General features: G+C 40.2%; 18 protein-coding genes. 7 read left to right on the top strand and 11 right to left on the bottom strand.

All coding sequences use genetic code 11. The features are described from left to right. The first annotated feature begins 4 nt into the window (after nt 1-4). Nucleotides 5-2,323 (top strand): hypothetical protein, encoded by a 2,319-nt coding sequence (locus tag WC615_RS00275; protein ID WP_372976137.1) that lies wholly within the window; start codon nt 5-7, stop codon nt 2,321-2,323. Between the two features lie 2 nt (nt 2,324-2,325). Beyond that, complete coding sequence (brxL, locus tag WC615_RS00270; protein ID WP_372976136.1) at nt 2,326-3,813, top strand: BREX system Lon protease-like protein BrxL; 1,488 nt, start codon at nt 2,326-2,328, stop codon at nt 3,811-3,813. Here the strand turns inward: brxL and WC615_RS00265 are convergent. The 5 genes from WC615_RS00265 to WC615_RS00245 all read right to left on the bottom strand — a co-directional run bounded on the left by WC615_RS00265 (nt 3,797) and on the right by WC615_RS00245 (nt 9,389). Then, complete coding sequence (locus WC615_RS00265) at nt 3,797-4,939, bottom strand: cysteine desulfurase family protein (protein WP_372976135.1); 1,143 nt, start codon at nt 4,937-4,939, stop codon at nt 3,797-3,799. The genes brxL and WC615_RS00265 overlap by 17 nt on opposite strands. A 42-nt stretch (nt 4,940-4,981) precedes the next feature. Further along, entirely contained in the window at nt 4,982-6,970 is a 1,989-nt protein-coding gene (locus WC615_RS00260) for a PIN-like domain-containing protein (protein ID WP_372976134.1), read from the bottom strand. Nucleotides 6,971-7,104: 134 nt separating this feature from the next. After that, nucleotides 7,105-8,088, bottom strand: a complete 984-nt coding sequence (locus WC615_RS00255) for a hypothetical protein (protein ID WP_372976133.1) — start codon at nt 8,086-8,088, stop codon at nt 7,105-7,107. Between the two features lie 150 nt (nt 8,089-8,238). Then, nucleotides 8,239-8,613 carry a hypothetical protein gene (locus tag WC615_RS00250; protein ID WP_372976132.1) on the bottom strand — a complete coding sequence of 125 codons (375 nt, stop codon included), beginning with the start codon at nt 8,611-8,613 and terminating at the stop codon, nt 8,239-8,241. A gap of 524 nt (nt 8,614-9,137) precedes the next feature. Next, nucleotides 9,138-9,389 (bottom strand): helix-turn-helix domain-containing protein, encoded by a 252-nt coding sequence (locus WC615_RS00245; protein WP_372976131.1) that lies wholly within the window; start codon nt 9,387-9,389, stop codon nt 9,138-9,140. A gap of 339 nt (nt 9,390-9,728) precedes the next feature. Here WC615_RS00245 and WC615_RS00240 point away from each other — a divergent pair, with 339 nt between their 5' ends. From WC615_RS00240 to WC615_RS00225, 4 genes are all read left to right on the top strand, one after another. After that, complete coding sequence (locus tag WC615_RS00240) at nt 9,729-10,334, top strand: RNA polymerase sigma-70 factor (RefSeq protein ID WP_372976130.1); 606 nt, start codon at nt 9,729-9,731, stop codon at nt 10,332-10,334. 251 nt (nt 10,335-10,585) lie between these two features. Further along, a complete protein-coding gene (locus WC615_RS00235) occupies nt 10,586-11,302 on the top strand; it encodes a hypothetical protein (protein WP_372976129.1) in 717 nt (238 codons plus the stop codon). Nucleotides 11,303-11,309: 7 nt separating this feature from the next. Continuing rightward, complete coding sequence (locus tag WC615_RS00230) at nt 11,310-12,194, top strand: hypothetical protein (RefSeq protein ID WP_372976128.1); 885 nt, start codon at nt 11,310-11,312, stop codon at nt 12,192-12,194. 23 nt (nt 12,195-12,217) lie between these two features. Then, a complete protein-coding gene (locus WC615_RS00225; protein ID WP_372976127.1) occupies nt 12,218-13,009 on the top strand; it encodes a hypothetical protein in 792 nt (263 codons plus the stop codon). A gap of 100 nt (nt 13,010-13,109) precedes the next feature. Here WC615_RS00225 and WC615_RS00220 read toward each other — a convergent pair whose 3' ends face one another. The 3 genes from WC615_RS00220 to WC615_RS00210 form a co-directional block, all read right to left on the bottom strand. Beyond that, nucleotides 13,110-13,985 carry a hypothetical protein gene (locus tag WC615_RS00220; RefSeq protein ID WP_372976126.1) on the bottom strand — a complete coding sequence of 292 codons (876 nt, stop codon included), beginning with the start codon at nt 13,983-13,985 and terminating at the stop codon, nt 13,110-13,112. Beyond that, a complete protein-coding gene (locus WC615_RS00215) occupies nt 13,982-15,958 on the bottom strand; it encodes a hypothetical protein (protein WP_372976125.1) in 1,977 nt (658 codons plus the stop codon). The genes WC615_RS00220 and WC615_RS00215 overlap by 4 nt, the downstream gene beginning before the upstream one ends. A 471-nt stretch (nt 15,959-16,429) precedes the next feature. Further along, the gene (locus WC615_RS00210) at nt 16,430-16,666 is read right to left on the bottom strand and encodes a hypothetical protein (RefSeq protein ID WP_372976124.1); all 237 of its coding nucleotides are present in this window, start codon (nt 16,664-16,666) and stop codon (nt 16,430-16,432) included. A 432-nt stretch (nt 16,667-17,098) separates the two neighbouring features. On the opposite strand from WC615_RS00210, the gene WC615_RS00205 reads away from it, so the two are divergent. After that, a complete protein-coding gene (locus tag WC615_RS00205) occupies nt 17,099-17,425 on the top strand; it encodes a hypothetical protein (RefSeq protein WP_372976123.1) in 327 nt (108 codons plus the stop codon). Between the two features lie 118 nt (nt 17,426-17,543). Here the strand turns inward: WC615_RS00205 and WC615_RS00200 are convergent, their stop codons facing one another. From WC615_RS00200 to WC615_RS00190, 3 genes are all read right to left on the bottom strand, one after another. Further along, nucleotides 17,544-21,368 (bottom strand): hypothetical protein, encoded by a 3,825-nt coding sequence (locus tag WC615_RS00200; protein ID WP_372976122.1) that lies wholly within the window; start codon nt 21,366-21,368, stop codon nt 17,544-17,546. A gap of 2 nt (nt 21,369-21,370) precedes the next feature. Beyond that, nucleotides 21,371-21,637, bottom strand: coding sequence for a hypothetical protein (locus WC615_RS00195; RefSeq protein ID WP_372976121.1), 267 nt, complete (start codon nt 21,635-21,637; stop codon nt 21,371-21,373). A gap of 202 nt (nt 21,638-21,839) precedes the next feature. Continuing rightward, nucleotides 21,840-21,980 (bottom strand): hypothetical protein, encoded by a 141-nt coding sequence (locus WC615_RS00190; protein WP_372976120.1) that lies wholly within the window; start codon nt 21,978-21,980, stop codon nt 21,840-21,842. Nucleotides 21,981-22,010 lie beyond the last annotated feature (30 nt).

The raw sequence follows: 22,010 nt of genomic DNA, 5'->3' as shown, positions 1-22,010 counted from the left end.
GCACATGAAGATATTGATTGATTATTATCATTTGCACAAAACTACTAAGAGAGATTTTTTAGTTATTGATGAAAGCACTTACCGGCAGGCAAGGGGTATGCTTTTAAATTACGCAATGAAAGGATCGGCAGATTTTGACTATGTCCATATTTACCAAGCGCCTTTTACCAGTTGGTTCGAGGATGTTCCGGCCTTTGTTGAACTCGTTACGCCGAGATCCGTACTTGCCGCAAAATATCCCGGGATGATTTTACCCTCTGAACTTTCAGACGCATCAATTTACGCACTCGATTTAATTAATGAGTCAATTGTGCCCTCAGAGCGCGAGATATTTAAGCACTTTTTCGGCAGTGAAATGCCTCAGGATGCTATTACAGTTAATGTACTCTATACATTATCACAAATTTGCGCTAAGCAAAAGCGGCCTTTTGATAATGAATATTTGCTATCACTTTGGCGGAGTTTAATATTATCATTAAGGAACCTTGATACGCAATTTTTAAATGAGCTGACTGACCCATTATTAAACGTTGATACGGAGTACGCAGAAGTTCTTAGTGAAAGTATCTACTGTGCTAAGAACAAACTATACTTTGAGCGTTGGCAACATGATCATGCTCGTTACCTACATGATCTTGGTATTGATCAGCGACAGCTTCGGGAATTACTCACACAGCAAATGCCGGAACTGCCAGTGAACCATCGCTTTGAAAAATCAATGTATCGCTTTATCATTGAAAGCTTTGAAAATAAAACATACAGTTTGAATATAATTTCTGGCGCATACCCGAGTGAAGCAAATGCTTTGATACATCAAAAACAGCAATTAGCCCTGGAGGATTACCAAATACTTTCCGAGCGATTTGCCGGAAGGCTCAACTATTCACAGCAGCAAAGCCTCCGATTATTATGCCGCCCTGTTTTCACCCCTGCGCCCGAATTAGACGGTTTATTACTCCCCGAACAAAATGAGAAATGGACTAGCTGGGCAATTGAATCATTCATTCCCTTTAAGTTTTACTACGATGAACTTGCGGAAATAGAACCTGAAATACTTCTTAAAATCCACGAAGGCTCAACGCTTTATTCAGATTGGCTTTATAACAATTATCGTGCAATACTGAATAACACCAACATTTTAACTAATCTGGATGTCATTGCCGAGATCCGAGAAATTTTAGATGACCCAGGATACAAGGTAATCTGGTTGATAATAGATGGCTTTCCTGCTTATTTTGCTCCGGCACTTAGAGGAATATTAAAAAAATATGGCATCAATAAAATCGATCTTAAGTGGAGTTTGGCCACCCTTCCAACTATTACTGAATTAGGTATTCCTATAATGCTTGCGGGGACATTTGACACCAGTATCACGCCGCAGGATTTTGGTAACCGACAAGTATTACTAAATAAGGCGCTGCATGATAAACGTTGCTATTATACTACAAAGCTCAATGATTTTCAGCAAACCATAGAACGCAAAAGTGATCTTTGCTGCCTGCATACTCACGAGATTGATACTCTGCTTCATAAAAATGATTCTGAATTTGACACTTCACGAGCTGCGCAAATAGAAGAGATACTCGAAAAGAGGATTAAAATGATCAGCGAAATCATTAAAGATTCAACTGATAAAAAGATAAAATTTGTGATATCTACTGACCATGGCGCAACCAAATGCCTCAGTAGAGGGCAAAATATAAAAAACATTCGTTTGGAGGAAGCCGTGAAAGACCGCGCCCGAGAACGATGTGTGGCTTTGCAAGGGAGTTTATCGCACGAACAGATTGATCATGAAGAAATGTATGTTTTGAAGAGTAGTGTGTCACAGAACCGAGCTGACTGGGCAATTGCAAGAGGTTATAAATATTTCGGGAAACATGATTCGGGATACCGGCACGGTGGATTAAGTCCTGAAGAAACAATCGTACCATTAATGATTTGCGAGGTTTCGACAGCTATTGAAATACAGGTACAACTCAGGTATATCGGTATTAAGGACTTGTCTTTTGGAAAGACAGAGAAAGATTTCCGCATTAAGATAAAAAATAGTGGTTCGACTGCAATAGAAATATTATCACTATCGGTAACGGAAGATCAAAATTGTATTTTTGAGCTGCCGTTACAAATCGCTTCAGAGTCAGACGCTGTCGTTAAAGGATCAATCAAAATACCGCAAAAGCTACAAGTTAAAGCAAGGGGCGGCAGATTAGAACTCAACTTTAACATAGATTGTTTAATCATGGGCGAGCGTATCAGCCAACAGTTGCAGTGTATAGTGGCTACAACTAAAGACGATTTTGAGGACGATTTTGACTTTTAATAATGGATAAGAATTTAAAAAATAAGATCACTAATATTTATGAATCGTCAAGCATAGATAAAAGCCTTTACAGCAGTTCGGGCTTAAATGAGCAAAGCATTCCGGTTTTTGTGGGTGAATGGCTTATCGACCGGCAACTGAAAGGCGGTGACTGGGACGAAAGTGTTAAGCAACAGGTTATTGGATTCATTCACAAATACATGCCAACGAAAGATGAGGTAGAAGATCTGAAACAACGCTTAAGAAACGGGGATAATGTTTCGGTGTTAGAGTATATATCACCTAAAGTTAACCTTAATCGTGATCAAACATATTTGGAATCAGGCAGTTTGGGTAATCAGAAAGCGTTTATCGAAGAAATTCTCCTTAGTAAATTCCCTCGTTTGCTTAAAGGTGGACTATGGGGGCTAGCGATTTATGGATATAGAAGAACGGATGATGGAGGAGAAGTATGGCTTAATGATTTTAAACCGCTTCAGGCCGCTGCCATTGATTTTGATGAGTATGTAGAAAACAGGAACAAGTTTTCCCTTGATGAGTGGCTGCAATTGTTGATCAACTCATTAGGTTACAGCGCGGAAGACAAAGGATATGGAACTAAACAGAAAAGACAAGCGTTGTTAACAAGGCTTTTACCCTTCGTGCAAAGAAGAGTAAATCTGTTTGAATTAGCCCCAAAAGGGACAGGTAAGTCTTTCTTATTTGGACAATTTTCCAGGTATTCGAGGTTGATTGAAGGGGGCGCAGTTTCTCCAGCGGTTTTGTTCTACAATGAAAATACCAAAGTCCCTGGCTTGTTTACACAATTTGATGTTGTTGTTTTTGATGAGGCCCAAACGCTTTCTTTTTCCAGTCCAGATGAAACAGTTGCCAAATTGAAAGGATATTTGGAACAGGGTAAGTATTCAAAAGGGAAATATACGGTTTCTGCAGATGCTGGTGCAGTGTTTATTGCGAACGTTCAAATCGATTCAAAGGGATTGCCTGTAAATAAGCACAACCTGTTTGGCGAACTCCCTAAGCTGCTCCAAGAGTCTGCACTGTTGGACCGGATACATGGCATTCTGCCGGGCTGGAATCTACCCCGAATGACCGTTGGTGCACTTTCCGATGGTGTGGGTTTTAAAGCAGATTTTTTAGGTGAAATATTTCACTTTATGCGCTCACGAATTGAATTTGATAGGTTTGTGGAAGAAAGAAGCTATATGATCGGCTCTAAAGACTTCCGTGATGTGCGGGCGATCATGCGCATGTCTGCAGGATTTTTAAAGTTGTTATTTCCAAATTTAAGTGATGTCAATGATAACGATTTTATTGAGCATTGTTTGAAACCTGCGATAGAATTACGTCAGCGACTTAGAGAGCAATTATACTATATTGATCCAGAGTTTAAGAACTATGAAATAACTATTGAAAACGAGGGGTCCGGAGTGATTATTTCTATGGAGGAGCCAGACGGAGAAATAGGTGAGGCTAATGGTTTGGAGTAACCCGTAGCAAATATTGACTGATTAATGAAACCACTTCTTCTACCTCCGCTTCCGTGTTAAACTTGCTCAATGAGAAACGGATAGCACCAAATGCGGTCTGGTTATCGATGCCCATAGCTCTTAGTACGTGAGATGGTTCAATTACTGCAGAAGTACAGGCGGAACCGTTGGCTACCGCAAGAAAGGTCATTTCACTTATAAATGTGTTGGCGTCAATGCCAAGGAAGCTGATATTTGATACATTGGGTGCCCGTAAATCCGGGTGTCCGTTTAGTCTTGTTCCCTTTATGGCAAGCAATTTCCGCTCCAGCAAATCACGCTTCTGTTTAATGTGCATGGTGTTTTGCTCTAGATTTTCAATAGCTATTTCCAAAGCCTTTGACAATCCTACAATTCCTGCCACATTTAGCGTACCGCTCCTTATTCCATATTCATGACCGCCACCGTGCATATATGCAGCTAGTTGCCCGCCTCTTTTCATGTAAAGTGCTCCGATACCTTTCGGTGCGTGAAATTTATGGCCTGAAAAAATCATTATATCCACATCAAGCTCATCCACGTCAACGGGAATCTTACCAATGGCCTGAGTGGCGTCACAAATTAATAAAGCGTCGTGATGATGAGTCAGCCGTGCTAATTCACGGATTGGCTGAATGACACCGGTCTCGTTATTAACGAGCATTATAGCGACAGCCAATGTCTGTTCATCAATTATCTGTTCAGCGTGAGCCAGGCTAACTAACCCCATACTATCTACAGGAAGAAAGGCAATTTCAAAGCCAATCTGCTCTAAATAAGCGCAGGTATCCAAAACTGCCTGATGTTCGGTAGCGCATGTAACAATCTTAGTCTTTTTTTCCGATGCCTCAAAAGCAACTCCTTTCAAAGCGATATTGATACTTTCTGTCGCGCCTGATGTAAATATGATTTTTCCGTCAGAACCACCAATATTGTAAGTAATATTTGCTCTCGCCTGGTCAACGATTTTCGCTGACTCCAAACCAAAATGATGTTGACTGGCAGAATTGCCATACAACTCGGTGAAATACGGCAACATTGCAGTCAACACTTCCTGATCTAAGCGCGTTGTGGCATTATTATCAAAATAAATTAGCCCGGTTTTCATATATTGTAAAATTACTAATTCCAGTCATAAGACAATTCTGATTTAAAAGTCGCTTGACGTGCTTTTTACTTCAGGGGCTGCTGGTAAGGGACCGCGCCAAAGTATCTTGTTAGGTCGGGCTACCAAAATTTGTTTATCTACTGCCGGATTAAAGGTAATTATCTGCTGCCAACCGGGTATTGCAAAAGCACGTTTTAGTTCTTCCCTAATGTCTTTCTCATGCAAGTATTGCTTCACAACATAACGAACAGCACCATTGTTGGCAATAAACAATTGCTCATTGTTAAAGTAGATTCCGTCGACAACTTGAATATCTACGTTTTCATCCTTTTCTGCCAATAATGAAACCTCGAAACCTACAGGTTTCGGATCAGCAGAAGGCAGCTCAATTAGTGTATCCTTAAATGGTTGAAGTGTTTTTTGGATAAAATCAACTACAGGCGCGTATAGCGAGTTTTTAAGAAGAGCAAATACAGGGTCAATGAAAGCAGATTTGTAATCCGGGCGGCGCAAATATCCCTGACAGTTGAAAAATATCTCATAGACCATACCTGCCACCAAATGTATTTGAATGTTATTGTTATTAATTGAGTTAAGTGAATTTTCTTCAAGATATTGAACAGCGGTATACGCACCGCCAGCAGCTGCCTGGTAAATGTTCCGTCCTAAAACGAAAAGATCATTTTTAGAGAATACACTATTTTTTTGCGGCGATGAAAATATCTCGGCCATCTCTTCAATCGCCGGATTTTGAACATACCAATTATGGCTTCTTAATTTGTTAATGATGGCGCCGATGCGCGCATCGTTATATTCCAGATATTCTTTATCAGCTAAAGCATAATAGCTATAAGAACCACTCTCTATGCCCGGCGGTTGGTACGCGTCAACCGCCTGAAATTGTTCCGCCTCAGTAACGAGAATTTGGGGTTCATCTATTACTGTTGCAGGCGTTTCTATTTTAGCATCTTCTTCAGGCAAGGGAGCTTCATTAACTTGCAGTTGTTTCTCTAATAGCTTTTCTTCCGGAATGATCGCATCGCTTTCCGAGGCAGAAACCTCCTCCGACTTTGTTTCCTCTGCTTTTTTCTTGGCTTCTTTGTGCTCCTCTAAACGTTCAATCTGAAGTGCACCTGCCAACTCGTATACCCCCGTGTTGCCGCCATCTATTAAAATGTGAGCCAACAGCTCAAGGTTAATTATGTGAAAATTATCAGTTCCCGAAGCCAGGTTGAACTGAAAAACCAAGCGCGGATCAACGATTTTAAATTCCTGGTTAGGTCTTTCAATACCTTTGATAACGATTTTTTGAGGGATGTACATCCAATCCCGCTTCATGTCATTGGTCAAAAGAATAACTTTTTCAGCCCCTTTATCTCGCGCAAACCCAATAATCTCTTCCCAGATTATTAAATCACCATAGGGATTAAAGCCCTTAGTTTTATCTTCATAACCTGGGGGTAATTGGTTTAAAAACCTAGTTGGCCCGCTGGCGCTAACCTTTTCAGACAAGGCAAAAATATCACTCTCTAGAGATGTTCCGTCAAACTGCGTTTTAAGTTGCTGATTTATCGCATTTATGTACGGTGTGCCGCTTGATTTAACAAGTGTTTGAAGTTTCTTTACCTTGGCAGCAATGGCTTTAAGGTCATCTACGTATTCTGCTGAATCTTTATATATTCCCGCTGGCAGATTGGAGACGTCTATGTGCAGGGACAAAAACTTTTTGGCCTCCTCAAAATCATTACTGATTGTATCAAGTTTCTTTTTTGAACTGAGGTAATCGCTAACCTGACCGCGAATAAATTTCTTTGTATATTCATTCAGCGCCCAAACCGGTGTTTTGAGGCGGTTTAATTTAACAAATGGATCCAGCCAGGCAAAAAGTTCATTACGGGCTTTCTCATGCAGCCGGTAAAAGCTGGCCAGGATATTTGTATCGATAATAATATAGCAATCCTTGTCATTCAACAATTTGTTGATTTCTGAATAATATATATCCCGGTCTATAACGCTTTGAGGAAGTTTCATTGTGGAAAGGCTTACTTATAAAAGTTAGTAAATATAAATAAGCAATTAATAAACTTTAAATATATTCCTGTATAGATATAACAATATTACTATCTGTCCAAAATTGAAATGCTAAACGATTTCAATTTTGAATTCTATAACGGCTCCTGCATAGGAATGTACCGTTCCTTGCAGTATATTTCGAATTCCGTATCATTTGAAAAATACCCATCACAAAATTCTTGAAGTTCTTTCTCCGTAGATTTATAATATCTATCCTCTGCAGTCATTAACTTTTCAACTTGCTCAATGAATTTTTCAAACTCTCGATTTATCTTACAAAGCTTATCAATAGTGTTAAAATCTAACCCTTTGAGTTTAGCTTGAAATAGTATTTTGCTTTGATAAGGGTTTGCTGCCAATTTTATAATCCCTATCCCAAAAGAACGATTTAACCTAGCCATTTCTTCGTCAAGGGCGCTATTAAATTCAAATGCGACCAAATAGCCGTAATGTGCCCAACTCGAGTTGGAAACTGCTTGGAAAAAAGCTCTTTTCAGGTCTGTATCACTATTGATTTCTCTTTTAAGTTCGTAGGAAGTTAATTCGAAGGTGTCTATTCGACTTACAGTCTTTAAAAAATTTCGGCTTACTTTATTCTTCAAATTTAGGAACTTAATTCCGACCATGTCAGGATGTGTCCAAATTTGATTTGCGTCTTTGTTACTTGATAACTCGTGGAAGATCGTCTTTGAATAAATCTCCGTATTTTTCAAATAACTGGTTAGTAATTTATGAAGTGAGCGCTCATCATACGTCTTGGACTTCGGAGGCAACGAACTTTTGATCAATTCCTTTTCGGGCTCGGGTTCGGTAGCCCCAGTTAACACTTCAATTCCAATGGTCGACTCATTTTTGGTTAAATAATATAAATATGTTTCGCCAGGTTGTCTTAAACGCTTTATTCTAGAATCACCGTCTCGGATAAGGTCACCAAGTGTGGCTGATAGTGTTGATACAGGTGTCTTAGACCCAAAACTGTAATATTTTTTTTCTATAATGTGATTATAAATTTCAAGATAATTGGCCAGTAGTTTGATATCGTCAAGGCTTTTTAAGATAGCTTCTTTTATTGTCATAGTAAATTACAATTATCGGCTTGTGCTAAAATTTATCGTTAGGATAGAGCTCTTAAAGCATTTCTTTCAATTCTTGACCAGGATAAATATTTTCTGATTCGAGATATTTATTAGGAAGTCGATCTGCCTTAAAATACTTCATAGGTTGGATTAGTAATACAACGTGAAATTATCATCATTCTTCCAAAAGTCGTAACAGCGTCTCATTTGAAGAATGGGGAAAGTGATGTCCTTTTGTAACTTTTTCCAAGGACCATAGTTTAGTTCTTCACAGAGTTTAAAGAACCCATCGCCTTCGTAGCTACTACCTTTGGATAGTACGAGCGCACTTAGTAAGGGTCTGTGATTCAATTCTTCATATGCAGATACTTCACCAAGAATCCGGCCTATTTCCGCCCTTGCAAACTCTGATTCCCGCATAATTAAGCCCAACTGGCACTGATCTGACAGATCTTGATAGGTAATCGTTTGTTCGCCTTTAGCCCTAGCTACTGCAATAAGTCTACGTCTTACAAGTTCGTTCATCTTGAATTATGAAATGTTTAGTTTAGGCAAGTTATGCAATTCAGAACAAGTTTTTTAAAACAATCAATAAAGCAGCATCTATTATATCGACTGTCTCAAACACTTACCAATAAGTATTAATTCATCGTCCGTATAATACACGAAAAGGCTGGAATTTGTTTCCAGCCTTGGTCACTTATAATTTGTGACTTTAATTTTACTATTCCGGCAGGATTATTTTTTAACCCAACCCTTGATAGTATCTGCTATCTGCATCACGTTAGCAATAACAGATATAGCAAAACCCCAAAGCAGCATTATGCCTCCTTTTTTAGATAGTTGAAGAGTTCCATATATGTGTTCGATTTCCCAAAATTGCCAGAACGGCAATAAAGGCGTGTGCGATTTGTAGTACTTACAATGCAAAGATAAAGTTAAAATACGATAGTAAAAAATCGGTCGCTCTTCGCGTTAAGGATTGTGTGAAAAGCCTACAGCGATAGCGAGGACTTGCAACGAAAGCCTGGGCCGAAGGTAACGCCCAATTACAAATGTCGATTTGCTTTTTCGGGTAGAAAGTCTTTTGGAGATAGACCAAAATGATCTGCTAATTTATCAATATGATTTAAGTTATATTTTGCGCGTTCTTTTTTGTCTTCCACCTTGTTAACAAATGATCTGCCAACGCCAATAATAGCTCCGATATCAGCTTGAGTCAACTGATGTTTTATTCGCAATTCAGTTACGAAATTAATTACATGCTGCTCTATGGTTGATAATTTAACTATTTCCGACATCAACTATAAAAGAATACAAAAAAAAGCCAGCCAATACCCTACATGTGGGGTAAGTTTTTTAACTTAGCTTAATCATTAGGATTTAAATTATTTTTGCAGCTTCTTAATATTATAAATAAGGACTGCTAACGAGCCTCGCACGAAATCTGGTAAATCTCCCGCGACGGTAAGTGTAGCCTCCGTTCCCTATATATCAATAGGGCCGGAGCTCACCTATGTCATGGGGGAACCTCGAAAGAGGACGGCTTTACCAGAGCCTCGTACCTGACAAGTGGGTTCCGGCCGTATTATGACGTCCAGTCCAATTTGTCTGGGGCTTACATTTTAAAATGTTAGCGGATGACGAGTAGTAAAACCCTTTCAGACATTCAACTCACCGACCTTCTTAAAGTATCGGACCATTCCGCCTTTAACGAGATCTATGAGCGTTATTTCTACCTGGTTTTCACCCACGCCTATAAAAAGCTCCGCGACGAAGAACAAGCAAAAGACGTTGTCCAGGACGTTTTCGCCACGTTATGGTTTAAAAGAGAAACCAACCTACCCGCAATCAACCTTGCCGGCTACCTTTTTACTGCTGTCAGAAACAAAATATTTGACCTGTTCGCCCATGAGAAAGTAACCACGAAATATTTTGATTCCTTATCCAATTACCTGGAAAGCCATTCCGGGGAAGTAACCGATCATCGCATCAGAGAAAAACAGCTGGAGGCCTATATTGAAAGATCCGTTCAGCAGCTTCCGCCAAAAATGAAGCTCATTTTCGAGATGAGCCGGAAAGAAAACCTAAGCCATAAGGACATCGCACAGCAACTAGGTACTTCAGAGAACAATGTATCCAAGCAACTGAACAATGCCCTCCGAGTGCTCAAGACCAAGTTAAGTATCACGATTTTTGCGTTGTTGTTTGTACGGCTTTTTTATTTTTTATCCCAGATAAACTAAGGATCATTGAACCGGACCTGCGCTCTGTAAAACCTTAACTGAACCGGTTTCAAACAACTCATGTATTGCGCTATCTTCATCAGGTAGAACGGCCCTCCTATTTTTGTTCGTCAAAACCTGGCCATTGTTCATCTCATCCTGTCAAAATCGAATGCATTATTACATTAGCACTGCAGGAGCGGGCAAATACATGGAATGGAGATGATCTTTATAATAATTACATTTACCGGCCAGACCTAAGAAGTAACACAATGGAAATAGAAATTCAGGAGAGGGATTCCTGGGAGAAATGCCGTTTTAAACTTATCCATAATTATCAGTACAATACGGACTGGGAGTATGCCATTGACATACTGACCAAGCGGTTCGAGAGAAAGTATTTTTTACCGATGGAGCACATGATCCTGAACCTTAAGCGTAAAGGGGAAGGATTCACCATTTTAACGGCCCAGTGCGCACTGATCGAAACTTTTGCGACGCTCAGGACAGGGCAAATATTCCATCATCAAAAACGAGCCGGGGCGCCGTCCTTTCATTACCAGCAGAGTGCAAAAGTATTTACCAACTTTCTTCAGTCAGCAGAGATATTCGAAAACCATTTCTGGACGGCGAAGAACGGAAAAAAATTACCGGATCTGCCGTTTAAGGCGCTCGACTTCTATGACAAAGTGCGTTGCGGTCTTTTACATGAAGCACGAACAAAAGGCGAATGGTATATCAATGCGACATCGAAAGAATTAATGCCTTCCGGACAGCAGGTTTTTATCACTCGCAGTGGTAACAAAATCAAAGTATTGAGGACTGCATTGCATTATTTGCTCAAAAAGCACCTGAATAATTATGTTGCCGATCTGCGCAAAACGGATCAGGACGGAGAAAAGCTGCGACGGTTCTTTGCCAGGAAGATGGATCATATCCATGACATAGCTCCGGACCCGGTAAAATTTGACTGGTGGATAGACAAATAATCGAATTATGTTATCAGCAACGGAAGCCCAAATTGTAGCCGACCTGTTTTACCGGCTTGATATTCAAACCCGGTTCGACCTGTCAAGAGGCTTGATAGCGGATGAAAGAGATTATGTATCCCGCCTGGCGCACAGCCTGAGCTATCCATTTGGCGTGTTTAACCACTATAGCTTTAATTCACTTAAACTGAGCTCAAAATGGTTTGCCAGGGTGAATGACGGCACTATGGAACGACGCTTTGGTTGCGACTCCATGATCGTATTCCAGGTGGAGGATCAGGTAAAGGTTGGCTTATTTGAAGCCAAGTGGCCGCGTGTTATCAAAGATCCTGGTTATCACTGGGACAGGTATCAGAAATCCGTTAAACGGTCCCATTTTACGCATCAGATCGAACGCCAGGCAAAATGGTCCAAACAGGCCGCAATCTGGGAAATGTTTTTTCTGGAATTATCTCCGGGAACCGTTCATGTCAAATATGACCTGCTGGGCTCCAGTTGTGTGCACCATAAAATTGCCAAACGCTTAATAACAAAAGACCCCTCTTTGAAAATGCTATGGGAAAACAAGGATATCGAAGCGCTTTTATCAGAAGCGCAGCATTCCCCGTTAGGGTTAAAAATAGAAACCAATCTTAAAACAATGATTAATGGTTTACTGAATTGCAGCTTAGGAAAGCCTGTTAAGGTAGATCCGGGACAGTCCAGTTTTGAGTTGAGATCGAACGATAAGAAAATGCAGGTACGCATCCCGATGTTATTTGGGAAGAGTTATGATGAGCCATTAAGCAGGCTCACAACAGACAGGGAATACTCCGGAAATGAAAATATCGGGGGTTTTATGGAGGAGAACGGATTGTCCTTCTTCCAATTTGTGAAAGTGGATAAGCAATAATTTTATGAAAGCGTCAATGGCTAATGACGGGTAAGCTTGAAGCCACAAATCAAAGTATGATCAATAATTTAAATATGAAAAATAAACTCAGATTTTATAAAGAAGGAATAAATACCCCAGATAACAGGATCCTGATATTTGAAGTCATCAAGCTATTTATCCAGAATAACGCCGATCAACGACGGATAAACTTAGTTACTGCTAAGCTTAATCAAAAAGAATTGTTAAACGAATTTTTTAATGATCCGAACGCCGCCAAGAATGCGACTAAGGGTGTCAAGTTCCCTGGTACGCCATTAAATTATGTTCATGGTAATTTAAGCGGTTATTTTACGGATACAGAGGTTGTGATTGCGTTGGGCCTAAACAGCTATGAGCTTTTGGAGCTCGATAAAAAATCAAATTCGAAATGCCTGATCGCTATCCCGTCGCGGATTAATGAAATTGAAAAATGGGTTCGAATCACGAATGCTCAGACGCTGCCGGCAGAAAATGTCTTACGACCCTACGCGGAACCTGAATGCATTTTGAAGGAGGCCCTGAAGGCTGTCACATCGATCAATCCGGCTCACACCGGACTCCGTGACCATGAGCAGGACGCGATCAAAAGCATGTTTTCAGCGCTTAAGAAATATGCGGTTCCTGCCGAAAAAGACATTATTGAATCGCATTTATACAGGTCATATGAACTTCCTAAGTCGTTAATTGATGCTATCCTAAAAGTTTATGAAGCTGTTTCGGGTGGGAAAAAAATCGCGGGAAAAGTCAGCAATGAGAAAAGCTCGTTTGAGCGATGGAAAGCTAACTGCAAATGATCATCCTATCTATTTGCCGGAATATTCTTTACTGAAGTCGAATGGCATAAAATTGGCGGGCCGCACTCTATATGAAAACGTTGCAGCCCGCCAAACCCCATTATTTTTTACCGAGCTTATCGGGGTCGATAATTGCATCCGGATCTACTGTGGCCCAATCATTAAAATCCTGATCCTGAGTCAATCCTAATTCCCCCGCATTGGCTTGCTTTTTTGCCAAACGAGCAAAAATAACAGGGTGTTGCAGTGTGAATTGGTAATGCCCGGCTGACTTTTTAGCCACCTTTAAACCGATGGCAGCACTATCCAAAATTTTAGCTGCGACTGAAGAACCCTGCCAGCCAAATTTAGCATCTATCGACGTTTCGGTTGTATCAGCCAGCGTGATATCCACATCCATACTTTGGATCACACAGTCGCCAACGATCAGCACCATCTGTCCGCTGTTAAACAATTGGTACTGTCGGGACGAATGATCCAATTTATTAAGATAGTCCTGCATGACGCTTTTTCTCAGTTGCCTAATATAAACAGGGCCAAGCGTTAGTTCCAGGTGTTTTACCGTATTTTTATTAAAGTTTCCGTTCAGTCCTACGATCTTCATAATCTTGGGAAGAATAAGGTTAAAACCCACCTGATCATTCACATCCTGGCTTAGTGTAATCTTCCGGCCATTGTCTCCGCCGGCTGCGAAACCGTTCATCGTGAGCCAGGCGGCGTCCGCCGAGCCGGGCGCCTTTATCCCGATACAGTTATACATATCGCATTCAAAATTTTTCGGATCCGTATTTTTTTTGTATGTCGTGACCAGGCCATAATTGTCAGTAGGCGTATTCAGAAACTGGAAGCCCTTCAAGTCTTTTTTGAACTCATTTTTAATTACGTTAATTAAAATTTCGTTATAATTCTGGGCATGTAGGTGGGTAACGGCCAGCAACATTGTGGCACATAACGCAAATTTGATTGTTTTTTTCATGGATTTTTTAATATGATAAGCTGTTTAAAGTTTGATTTGAAATCTTCCAGGCTTTGAATAACAACCGGCCCCGCCGGTGTGGAAAATGCTATTGAGATTTCCTTAAATTTTGCCGGTTGCCACCACGGCGTCAGTTCAGTTATTTTAAAAAATCGACCATCGATGTAGGCAAGCCCGCACACCCCATCTGTTGTTTCGCCATCATCTGTTATTTTTCGACCAAAGGGACTTCGTTTAAATTTGGAAGCACCGATACCTGCGTCTAAAAGTTTAAGTTCCGTTATGGGGACAATTTCTCCGGAAATCAATTCGGCATAATTCCCGGTTTGCAGCAATTTTAACATATTGACAGTACCGCCCGATTCGAATTTGCCGATCAAACTGCTATCTATATCTGTCGCCAATAATACACGAAGACGAGTCTCCTCTGCCGCAATCGGCTGCATCTGTTTTGACCGCCAATAAGCCTTAGCGATATAGATTTTGGTCGCCACATCAGGCGTTGCAAAGCTTGTACCCGTATCCGTTGGCAGTATCGTCCTGCCTGACCAACCAACGCCAAGCCCGGTAGTGGTAATATGTCTGCCGTGTGATCCCAAAAAAACGCCCTTATTTAAACGATTTCCGATGATCATTGCCCCATTCTCCGGATAGGCGTTGAAATAATCGTTGATCGGCTGGATCTCCCCCACCAACAGTTCCTTATCTACGAGAATGTTTTTAATCTTATCTTCAATCTCTCCATTTTCATTTAGTGCGGCGGTTACCAGACTCGTTGGCGGATCTTTATAAAGCCTGGGCAATACACCCTTTAGTGCCATATTCGCCCAAAAAGAACTTGATATTACATCCGGCTTATCCCGATAATAGTAACCGAAAAGGGCATGTAAGTAAACTTCAGGAATGCAGTTTTCACAAACGGCATAAGTATATAGAGAGGTATCTACATTTTTTAACAAATTTGCTTCGTTGTTCAATTCAACTGCCTGAAGATTTTTTGAAGCGGAGCCCGACAAAGCAAAATAATTATCCAGTACATTTTTTCCGAACGCTATATTGTCAAAATAATTAATGGGAACCGGGCGGATCGCCAGCCCAGTGGTGTCTAGTCCGTAAGCAGCGAAACGAGCATTAATAACATCTAACACCTTTTTTCCATGTGTAGATCGCGCATTAAAATTATCGAAGACATAATACGTACCGAAATTCTTTTTATCCAGCGTAGCTAATAAACGTGCTACAGATGAATCTACAGCTGCAGGCAGAATTTTTAATTCGGTTGGTGTACCATGATGATCAGGAAACCGCGCCATTGAGATATGAACGCTATCAAGCGTTACCAACGCTTGTCCATATAGCTGACGGTATAGCTTTTTTGAAAGCTTTGACTTGACAAGTGCCAGGTCACCCGGACTGAGTTTATAGGCATAAAATCCACCATCTGAGAATTGGACGTTTTGCTCAGCGGTGGTCAGGTTTGACTTTGCCGCAGAATCTGTGGATAATATATACGCCTGGCTGATATAAGGGTCGAAAAACTGCGTAAAAGCTTTATTACTATTTTTGGACCTCGTTACAGGCAGCCTTGGTAACCTCACCTGCGTACCTACAACTAAGGTATTCTGAGCATCCAGTCCATTCACATTATGGATTACCGACACCAGCGCCTGATAGGTATGGTTGTTTTTTTCAGCTACAACATCATAGTTATCCTTGATCAGTCGGCTTATATTTTCATCTGCCTGTATCGTAACCGTTTTATAAAAACCATTACGCTTGGCTATATCGCTCATGATATTTATAAATGTGACCTTTACTTCAGGGGTTATTTTCGACCAGTCTATATAAAAGACGGTGCTGTCTTTTGCACTATTAAACACGGTGGTATCGCTCATCATCTGCGATTGAGCAACTGATACGTGTGCAATAGTTATAAAAAACAATATAAGGAATATATTTTTTATAGACTTCATAAATATGACAGGTTTGGCACTTCTAATTTACGGGTTAATAGTTAAATATCAATACTTTATATATAAATAATTGATCCTATTTAAGGATCGATGTTTATTTATTAATTCACATCATTCAAAGAGCCCCGCATGTGTAGATAATAATATATACCTATCACACTAACGGGCTAAAATTCGCTTAAAGATTAGCTGAGCATCTTCGCCAGCTGTGCAACGAATTACCTCCTACGGGAGAAAGCCAGTAGCTTATAGCTGTTCGGCAGCTTTCGGCGAAAATGAAGCTTTATATTTGAGAAAAGCAGAAGAGAAGACTTGAGCCGTAGGGAAGTCGCGCAGGAGCGGGAATACCGGAAAACCAAACCGAAACAACTCCAAAAACGCCGCGTGTCCTCAAGACCGAGCTCAATCTTGTTGCTTATCCGGCTATTCATTATTTGACGGAGCGCCTGATGGATCATTCAAGTACGTTCACTACCGATTAAAACGGATATGTGCCAGGTACGGCCCTAATTGCCTGATATCGTCAAACGCCCGGTAACGCAGGATCTTGTTAGCAAGCGGATCATAGTATATTTCACCGTAAATTTTGCCGAGGTTGTACAGCTGAACGGGCAAGCCGTTCTCTTCCCGTTCTGCCAGGAAATTTCCCTGCATGATCACTTCTGCCTTTTCCGGCTCATGAAGCGCGTTATATTGTTCCAGGGTCAACACGGCATAAATTCAGGTATTGCAATTCAAAAATTTATCATTTAAAAATTAGCCTAATGGTTAAAGTTATGCAGGATTCTAACTATAAGATAATGCTTTTAAGCCTGCGATTAAAATTCATTTAATCTTTGCTAAATTCTAAGCATAAAGTAATACCGTAGCGATCATAGTACGCTGATTATAAAATCTTTAACGCCCTGGGATCTTTTGCATTTGCAAAAAAAAAGAAGCATCTTTACAACAAAATAGCAAGAAAAAAGCTAAAAAGCCCAAAGTTCAACGAAAACCCTGGGCTAAAGTCTGACCAAAGATGGAGGTTCGATTTTGGTGCAAAAATACTATTCTTTTAGATATTTACATCATTCCGGACTTCCAAACACATTTCCAGACACTTTTGATTGCGCAACCTATTATCAACATGAATAACCAAAGATGGAAACCCCAGAAATGGATGCCTTTTTCAAGGATCAAGGCTCCACCCAACCAATTAAGCGAAGTCAAATTTGTATGTGTCCTTTGTGTTCCCGATTCGAGGAGGCAATAGAACATTTCCTAGATGACCTGTTCTTTTTAGCGGTAGTAAAAAGTTTAGATACTTTTAAAGCTAATTATAGAAGCCAACCGGTAGCACAAGCTATCGACACTATTGCATACTACCTTCAATTGTGTAACGTAGGTATAATAAAATCTGGTTTTGAAAGCCAGGAAGATCTATTTGATCTTTCCAAATATTTATACTTTACAAAAGTTTGTCACTAACATGAAAATTATTACTTATTAAAGGCCTCCCTGGAGGCCTTTTTTATTATAGCAGGTTGCTACGATGATGCGCGATATTTTCTCAGAAATCTACGGACTTCCTTGTCGAACATAGCTGTTATATATTGATCTCTTCAGCATTTAGCAGGAAAAACGACATGGCCCTATTATGATCCATTTGTTCGGTATAACTATGTTGTTTGATTTGAAAAACCAGGGTTAAGTTATTATTCTCCATGTACTTCTTTAATAAATCGCTCCTCATATAGTTGAAGTCATTACTAAAATATTCCTGATCGGTGTATTTGACCACTTCAAAACATGGTGCAAGCTCTTTGTCGAGAATCCGTCCCCCCGCAGGATCTGCACTCAAATGCAATTCTTTACCCATCTTAATTGACGGGAAATATTCAGAAAAAGCCGGGAATACTTCACTGTCGGTTTCCCAAAGATACTCACACAGAGAAGACTGCACATCGACATTCAGGGTTTTAATATATTCTTCTTCAACGACCTTCTTTATTTTTTCATTAGGGATTTCGCGTGAAAAAATTTCAAAGGGACTTGCTTTTCGTTTTCTTTTGCCAATTTCATTAGTTGGTAGGTGGGCAAAGCCCGCTTCATTATCGCCTATACCAAGCCAGTATAACTCTCCAAAGTAGATATGCCTTATGTCATCCTTGAAAAACGACACATCATTTTTCCAGTCATATACCATACTTGATGATGATATTTTGTAGGCATCTGTTTTGTCATTCCTTGCAATAAAGAAGGATTCGGCGAGCAGAAATGATCTGGTTTTGTATTCTTCATTTACACGCTGGTCGACTTTTCCATAAAGCATAGTGTGGAAGGAACCGTTTATTTCATGTTGAATTAACGGAAATATGGTGTCTATTTTGACTTCCTTGTGCCAATCGGCATTGGCTGCCCTGGCCGCCATGAGGTTATGCGGATAAAGCCGGACCGAAAGCTGGTTCTTGGTATTTGGCTTTGATATATCAATATCGACATCCCCCAACCGACTATACCTATAGCCTTGAATATCTTCCGGCGAATAACCAGCTAATTTCCTGTTCAGCAACAAAAAACCGGCATAATCAAAAAAGGCGAGCCAGGAATATTTTTTCCCGAGCCGGTCCGCTTTATCCCGTCTTCGAGCCAGCTTTTCACCATTATAAAAGTTTCTAAACGCTCTATCGTCAAATTTATCATAGCGAATATTTTGATACCCGAGTTCATATATCCTTTTATAGACATTGGCAATTGCCGTTCGTTGTGGAATTTGCTCCCTGTCGATTAAGCGGGGAATCGTGTAAATCCCGAAATCCATTCCAATCGGCTCAGGCCATGAATGTTCTGAGCTTTGATCGACAAGCTGTTGTTGTTCCTCAGTCGGAGGAACCCATGCTTTGGGAGTTTGAAAACGATAATTAACAACCTGTTCTCGCGTATTAAAACCGAATGCTGTCCCATTCTTAAAGAATTCCAATTCCAGCAAATGTTTGATAGAATCGATAACAACATAATTATAAACCGGGTTTGTTGCCGCAGGGGCAAATTGCAATTCATAAAAAGCTTTGGCAAACACGGGCAGTAGCTCTGAAGTAAACGCCTTGTCATTCTGGAGGTTGAGCGCCACGCCGTAACAACTGCTGACAAGACGCTCATAGATATATCCGTCTGCAACTCCAGCATTTTCGACAGTGAGACCTAATAATTCTTTTGGATATTTCTTTCCGAAGTTGACCAAAAATGCCGTACTTAAATCGCGCAGGTTGCGAAGTGTTGTTGCACAAGTGTAGGCACAAAAAATAGCGGCGAGTTTTAACTGGGTTTTGCTACCCCTTTGCTCTAAAAGCATCAAATTATAACGTTCTACAGCTTGCTGGAAAAATATGGAATTCTGGTAAATGTAAGATGTCCAGTTTTTATCTATGTCCCACTGTGATTGCCGGAAAAGTAGTTTTGCTACGAAATGAAAATTGTGCTTACTCTGAGGAGACAACCAAACATTCCTGCTGATCCTTAATAATTCCCTCGTTTCGATCTGATTTTCTTTTTGCAATAGATCAGCGGTAATATTTGCGGGCAATCTTTCAGAGCCTCCATTAAAAACATACCACCAGGAGACATTATTCGCCTCCCTGCTGTCTAAAAATTGTATGATCTGAGGATTTAGCGCAATTAAAAATTTAATGATATCTAACCGAAGCTGGTGTTGTTTCGTTTGATCCGCGCCCACGATGCCATCCTGAAAGAATTCTGTAGAAATCAGGCTCGGTAATTCCGGATACCGGTCAAGCAAACGCCTGGCCAATAAATACCCGCCAACCTCTTGTTGCGTGTGTTTTATAAATTCACTTTCGCTACCTGACGCATCTTTAATGAATATAAGATATCCCTCCAAAACAGATTTCGCGATTGAAAGATCCTCGGTAACATGATCATCCGGATCGAAGGCATCGTTGAATTCCTCTAACTCCAGAGTTGCGTCATTATTTGCGCAAAACAGGTCAGAACTCCTGTCGAAACCTTGTTTAATTAATTTAGTTTTTTGGAGATTGAGCTTATTTCTTACCTCATTTACGAGCGTTTCGATATATTGACTGAATACACTGACGTAAGTTTCTATCCCCAGATGAATAGTAATCTCTTCAAGCCTGTTTGGATTAGTCATTTTACAGAAAAGATCCAACAATAGTGGAACCTTGAAATGTGTAAGGTCTGTCCTTCCAAGATTGGTAGCATTGATCCGGTAGTATTTGAAATATTTTCGGCAGGCGCTTAACACATCTTCATCATCATTAAAGCCATCAATTTCGTACAAGTTCCCTGGACGAATTTTCCAGATATGATCAATATAAGAAGTTCTTAATGTGCAGACCAAAAACAGGTTTGGGAATAACCTGATTGTATTGATAAATGACTGAAGTTCATTTTTCCAGATATTGCTGAACCCGATACCTGCTTTAGTGGTTTCATTAAGAGCATCTATGATGATGACACAACGCTTACCCTTCGCCTTGGCGAAATTGTTAATCGCGGTTAGCACCTCCGTTAAAATATATCCTTCCTGGACTTTTAATCGCTGCAGTAACCGTGTTTCAAAATTTACATCATCGCCATTGAAGAGCGTAGGTTTTAAGAATATAACGAATTCATCGTTGTCTTTTAATATTTTAATAAGATGCGCACACAGGTTGGTTTTTCCTGAACCTGCATTACCCGAAATGATATAATTGTTACCCTGTTCAAGGGTGTTTTCTACCATTCTTTTTATACCGGAGAGTAATTGGTAAACCTGGTCATGGTCTTTGGTCAGGTCACGTGTTAGGTAGGGATCTTCCGGAATCTCATCAAATAATAACGATAGATCAACTTCACCTGACTGTATGCTTGAATAGCCATAGTCTGGTATATGCAGCGTTCTGAATTTTTGAAAAAGGCCAAAGTCTTTCGTTGTCACTATTTGACGAAGCTCATTTAGTGAAGTTTTGATTTCAGGAATCCTGTTTTCAAGAACTTTACTTTTTGCAAGAAATGTTTTTGAGGCATCATAATCCGCTTTCCCTTCTGCCTGCAATACCTGATAGAAATCATCACGGCTTTCCTCATAGCGCTGGATATAATCGAAGCAGCTGCTAATTTCGCCGAGAAAGTTCTGCAAAAAGCTATCGTATCTCAGCAATTCAACCAATCTGTATTTATGCTCATCGACTTCCTGATGGAGTTCTGCAATATATTTGCTTTTTATTTCCTCATCATAGTATAACTCAGATATTGTGGTCAACCAGTTTTCCTCGCATACAAAAGCAGGTCGGAAAATTAAAATAGCATTGTTATATACCCTACTGAAAATAGTCGAATTTGAAACATTATTAAATTCTGTTTTTGGGCCAAATAAAACAGAAGCCAAAAATTTCTTTAATCTGGCTAACACTGTTATTTATTATCAATATCGATATAAGAATCTGAAACGTTTTTATTCTTTACGCTTCCCTCCCCTTTCATGAATAATTTCGTACGTTGCATATCCTGATTTGAGACTTTTGTATTTATTTCACCTGAGGCCAACGCGACCACTGCAATAACCTGTCCGATTATGACGATCAACGGTTCGATTTCTTTAGCTTTGGCATACCAATATATCGCCAAAAAAAGCATCAGTAGGTTTAATGTATAGAGTAGGATTTTACGGAACTTGTTCATGGCTTAAATTGCGGGTGAAGGAAGTAAATATAAATATTCCTTATTGATTTAACGGCATGAATGGCAGCAATATTTGTCTCAATAGCCCTTAGCAGGAAGCCTGCCCGCTCGATCTCAAACATCGGAATGAATAACTGGCGCATCATTAATCATATAGGGTAAATTCGCTTTAACTCAGACAAACGATCATATTAGCCTGGAATCAGGACCTTAGCGGTTCACTTTGTTCGGCACCGTGCTGGCCGCCCGGAATAACCATTGTAGGCTGTAGTGATGGTTTGCCGTATTGCGTATAAATACCGATGATCCACTCCCGGATCTCGATAAACTTCGTTTCGGGCAACTTAAATTTTGCCTTCAGTTCATCAATTAT

The sequence above is a fragment of the Mucilaginibacter sp. genome (genome assembly GCF_041663085.1).
Lineage (GTDB): Bacteria > Bacteroidota > Bacteroidia > Sphingobacteriales > Sphingobacteriaceae > Mucilaginibacter.
Note: the sequence above shows the minus strand (reverse complement) of the source record. Positions and strands in the feature narration are given on the sequence as shown.

Excerpts from the sequence above, each read along its gene's own strand:
- WC615_RS00275 (WP_372976137.1), top strand. The coding sequence starts at position 5 with ATGAAGATATTGATTGATTATTATCATTTGCACAAAACTACTAAGAGA.
- brxL (WP_372976136.1), top strand. The coding sequence starts at position 2,326 with ATGGATAAGAATTTAAAAAATAAGATCACTAATATTTATGAATCGTCA.
- WC615_RS00265 (WP_372976135.1), bottom strand. The coding sequence starts at position 4,939 with ATGAAAACCGGGCTAATTTATTTTGATAATAATGCCACAACGCGCTTA.
- WC615_RS00260 (WP_372976134.1), bottom strand. The coding sequence starts at position 6,970 with ATGAAACTTCCTCAAAGCGTTATAGACCGGGATATATATTATTCAGAA.
- WC615_RS00255 (WP_372976133.1), bottom strand. The coding sequence starts at position 8,088 with ATGACAATAAAAGAAGCTATCTTAAAAAGCCTTGACGATATCAAACTA.
- WC615_RS00250 (WP_372976132.1), bottom strand. The coding sequence starts at position 8,613 with ATGAACGAACTTGTAAGACGTAGACTTATTGCAGTAGCTAGGGCTAAA.
- WC615_RS00245 (WP_372976131.1), bottom strand. The coding sequence starts at position 9,389 with ATGTCGGAAATAGTTAAATTATCAACCATAGAGCAGCATGTAATTAAT.
- WC615_RS00240 (WP_372976130.1), top strand. The coding sequence starts at position 9,729 with ATGACGAGTAGTAAAACCCTTTCAGACATTCAACTCACCGACCTTCTT.
- WC615_RS00235 (WP_372976129.1), top strand. The coding sequence starts at position 10,586 with ATGGAAATAGAAATTCAGGAGAGGGATTCCTGGGAGAAATGCCGTTTT.
- WC615_RS00230 (WP_372976128.1), top strand. The coding sequence starts at position 11,310 with ATGTTATCAGCAACGGAAGCCCAAATTGTAGCCGACCTGTTTTACCGG.
- WC615_RS00225 (WP_372976127.1), top strand. The coding sequence starts at position 12,218 with ATGACGGGTAAGCTTGAAGCCACAAATCAAAGTATGATCAATAATTTA.
- WC615_RS00220 (WP_372976126.1), bottom strand. The coding sequence starts at position 13,985 with ATGAAAAAAACAATCAAATTTGCGTTATGTGCCACAATGTTGCTGGCC.
- WC615_RS00215 (WP_372976125.1), bottom strand. The coding sequence starts at position 15,958 with ATGAAGTCTATAAAAAATATATTCCTTATATTGTTTTTTATAACTATT.
- WC615_RS00205 (WP_372976123.1), top strand. The coding sequence starts at position 17,099 with ATGGAAACCCCAGAAATGGATGCCTTTTTCAAGGATCAAGGCTCCACC.
- WC615_RS00195 (WP_372976121.1), bottom strand. The coding sequence starts at position 21,637 with ATGAACAAGTTCCGTAAAATCCTACTCTATACATTAAACCTACTGATG.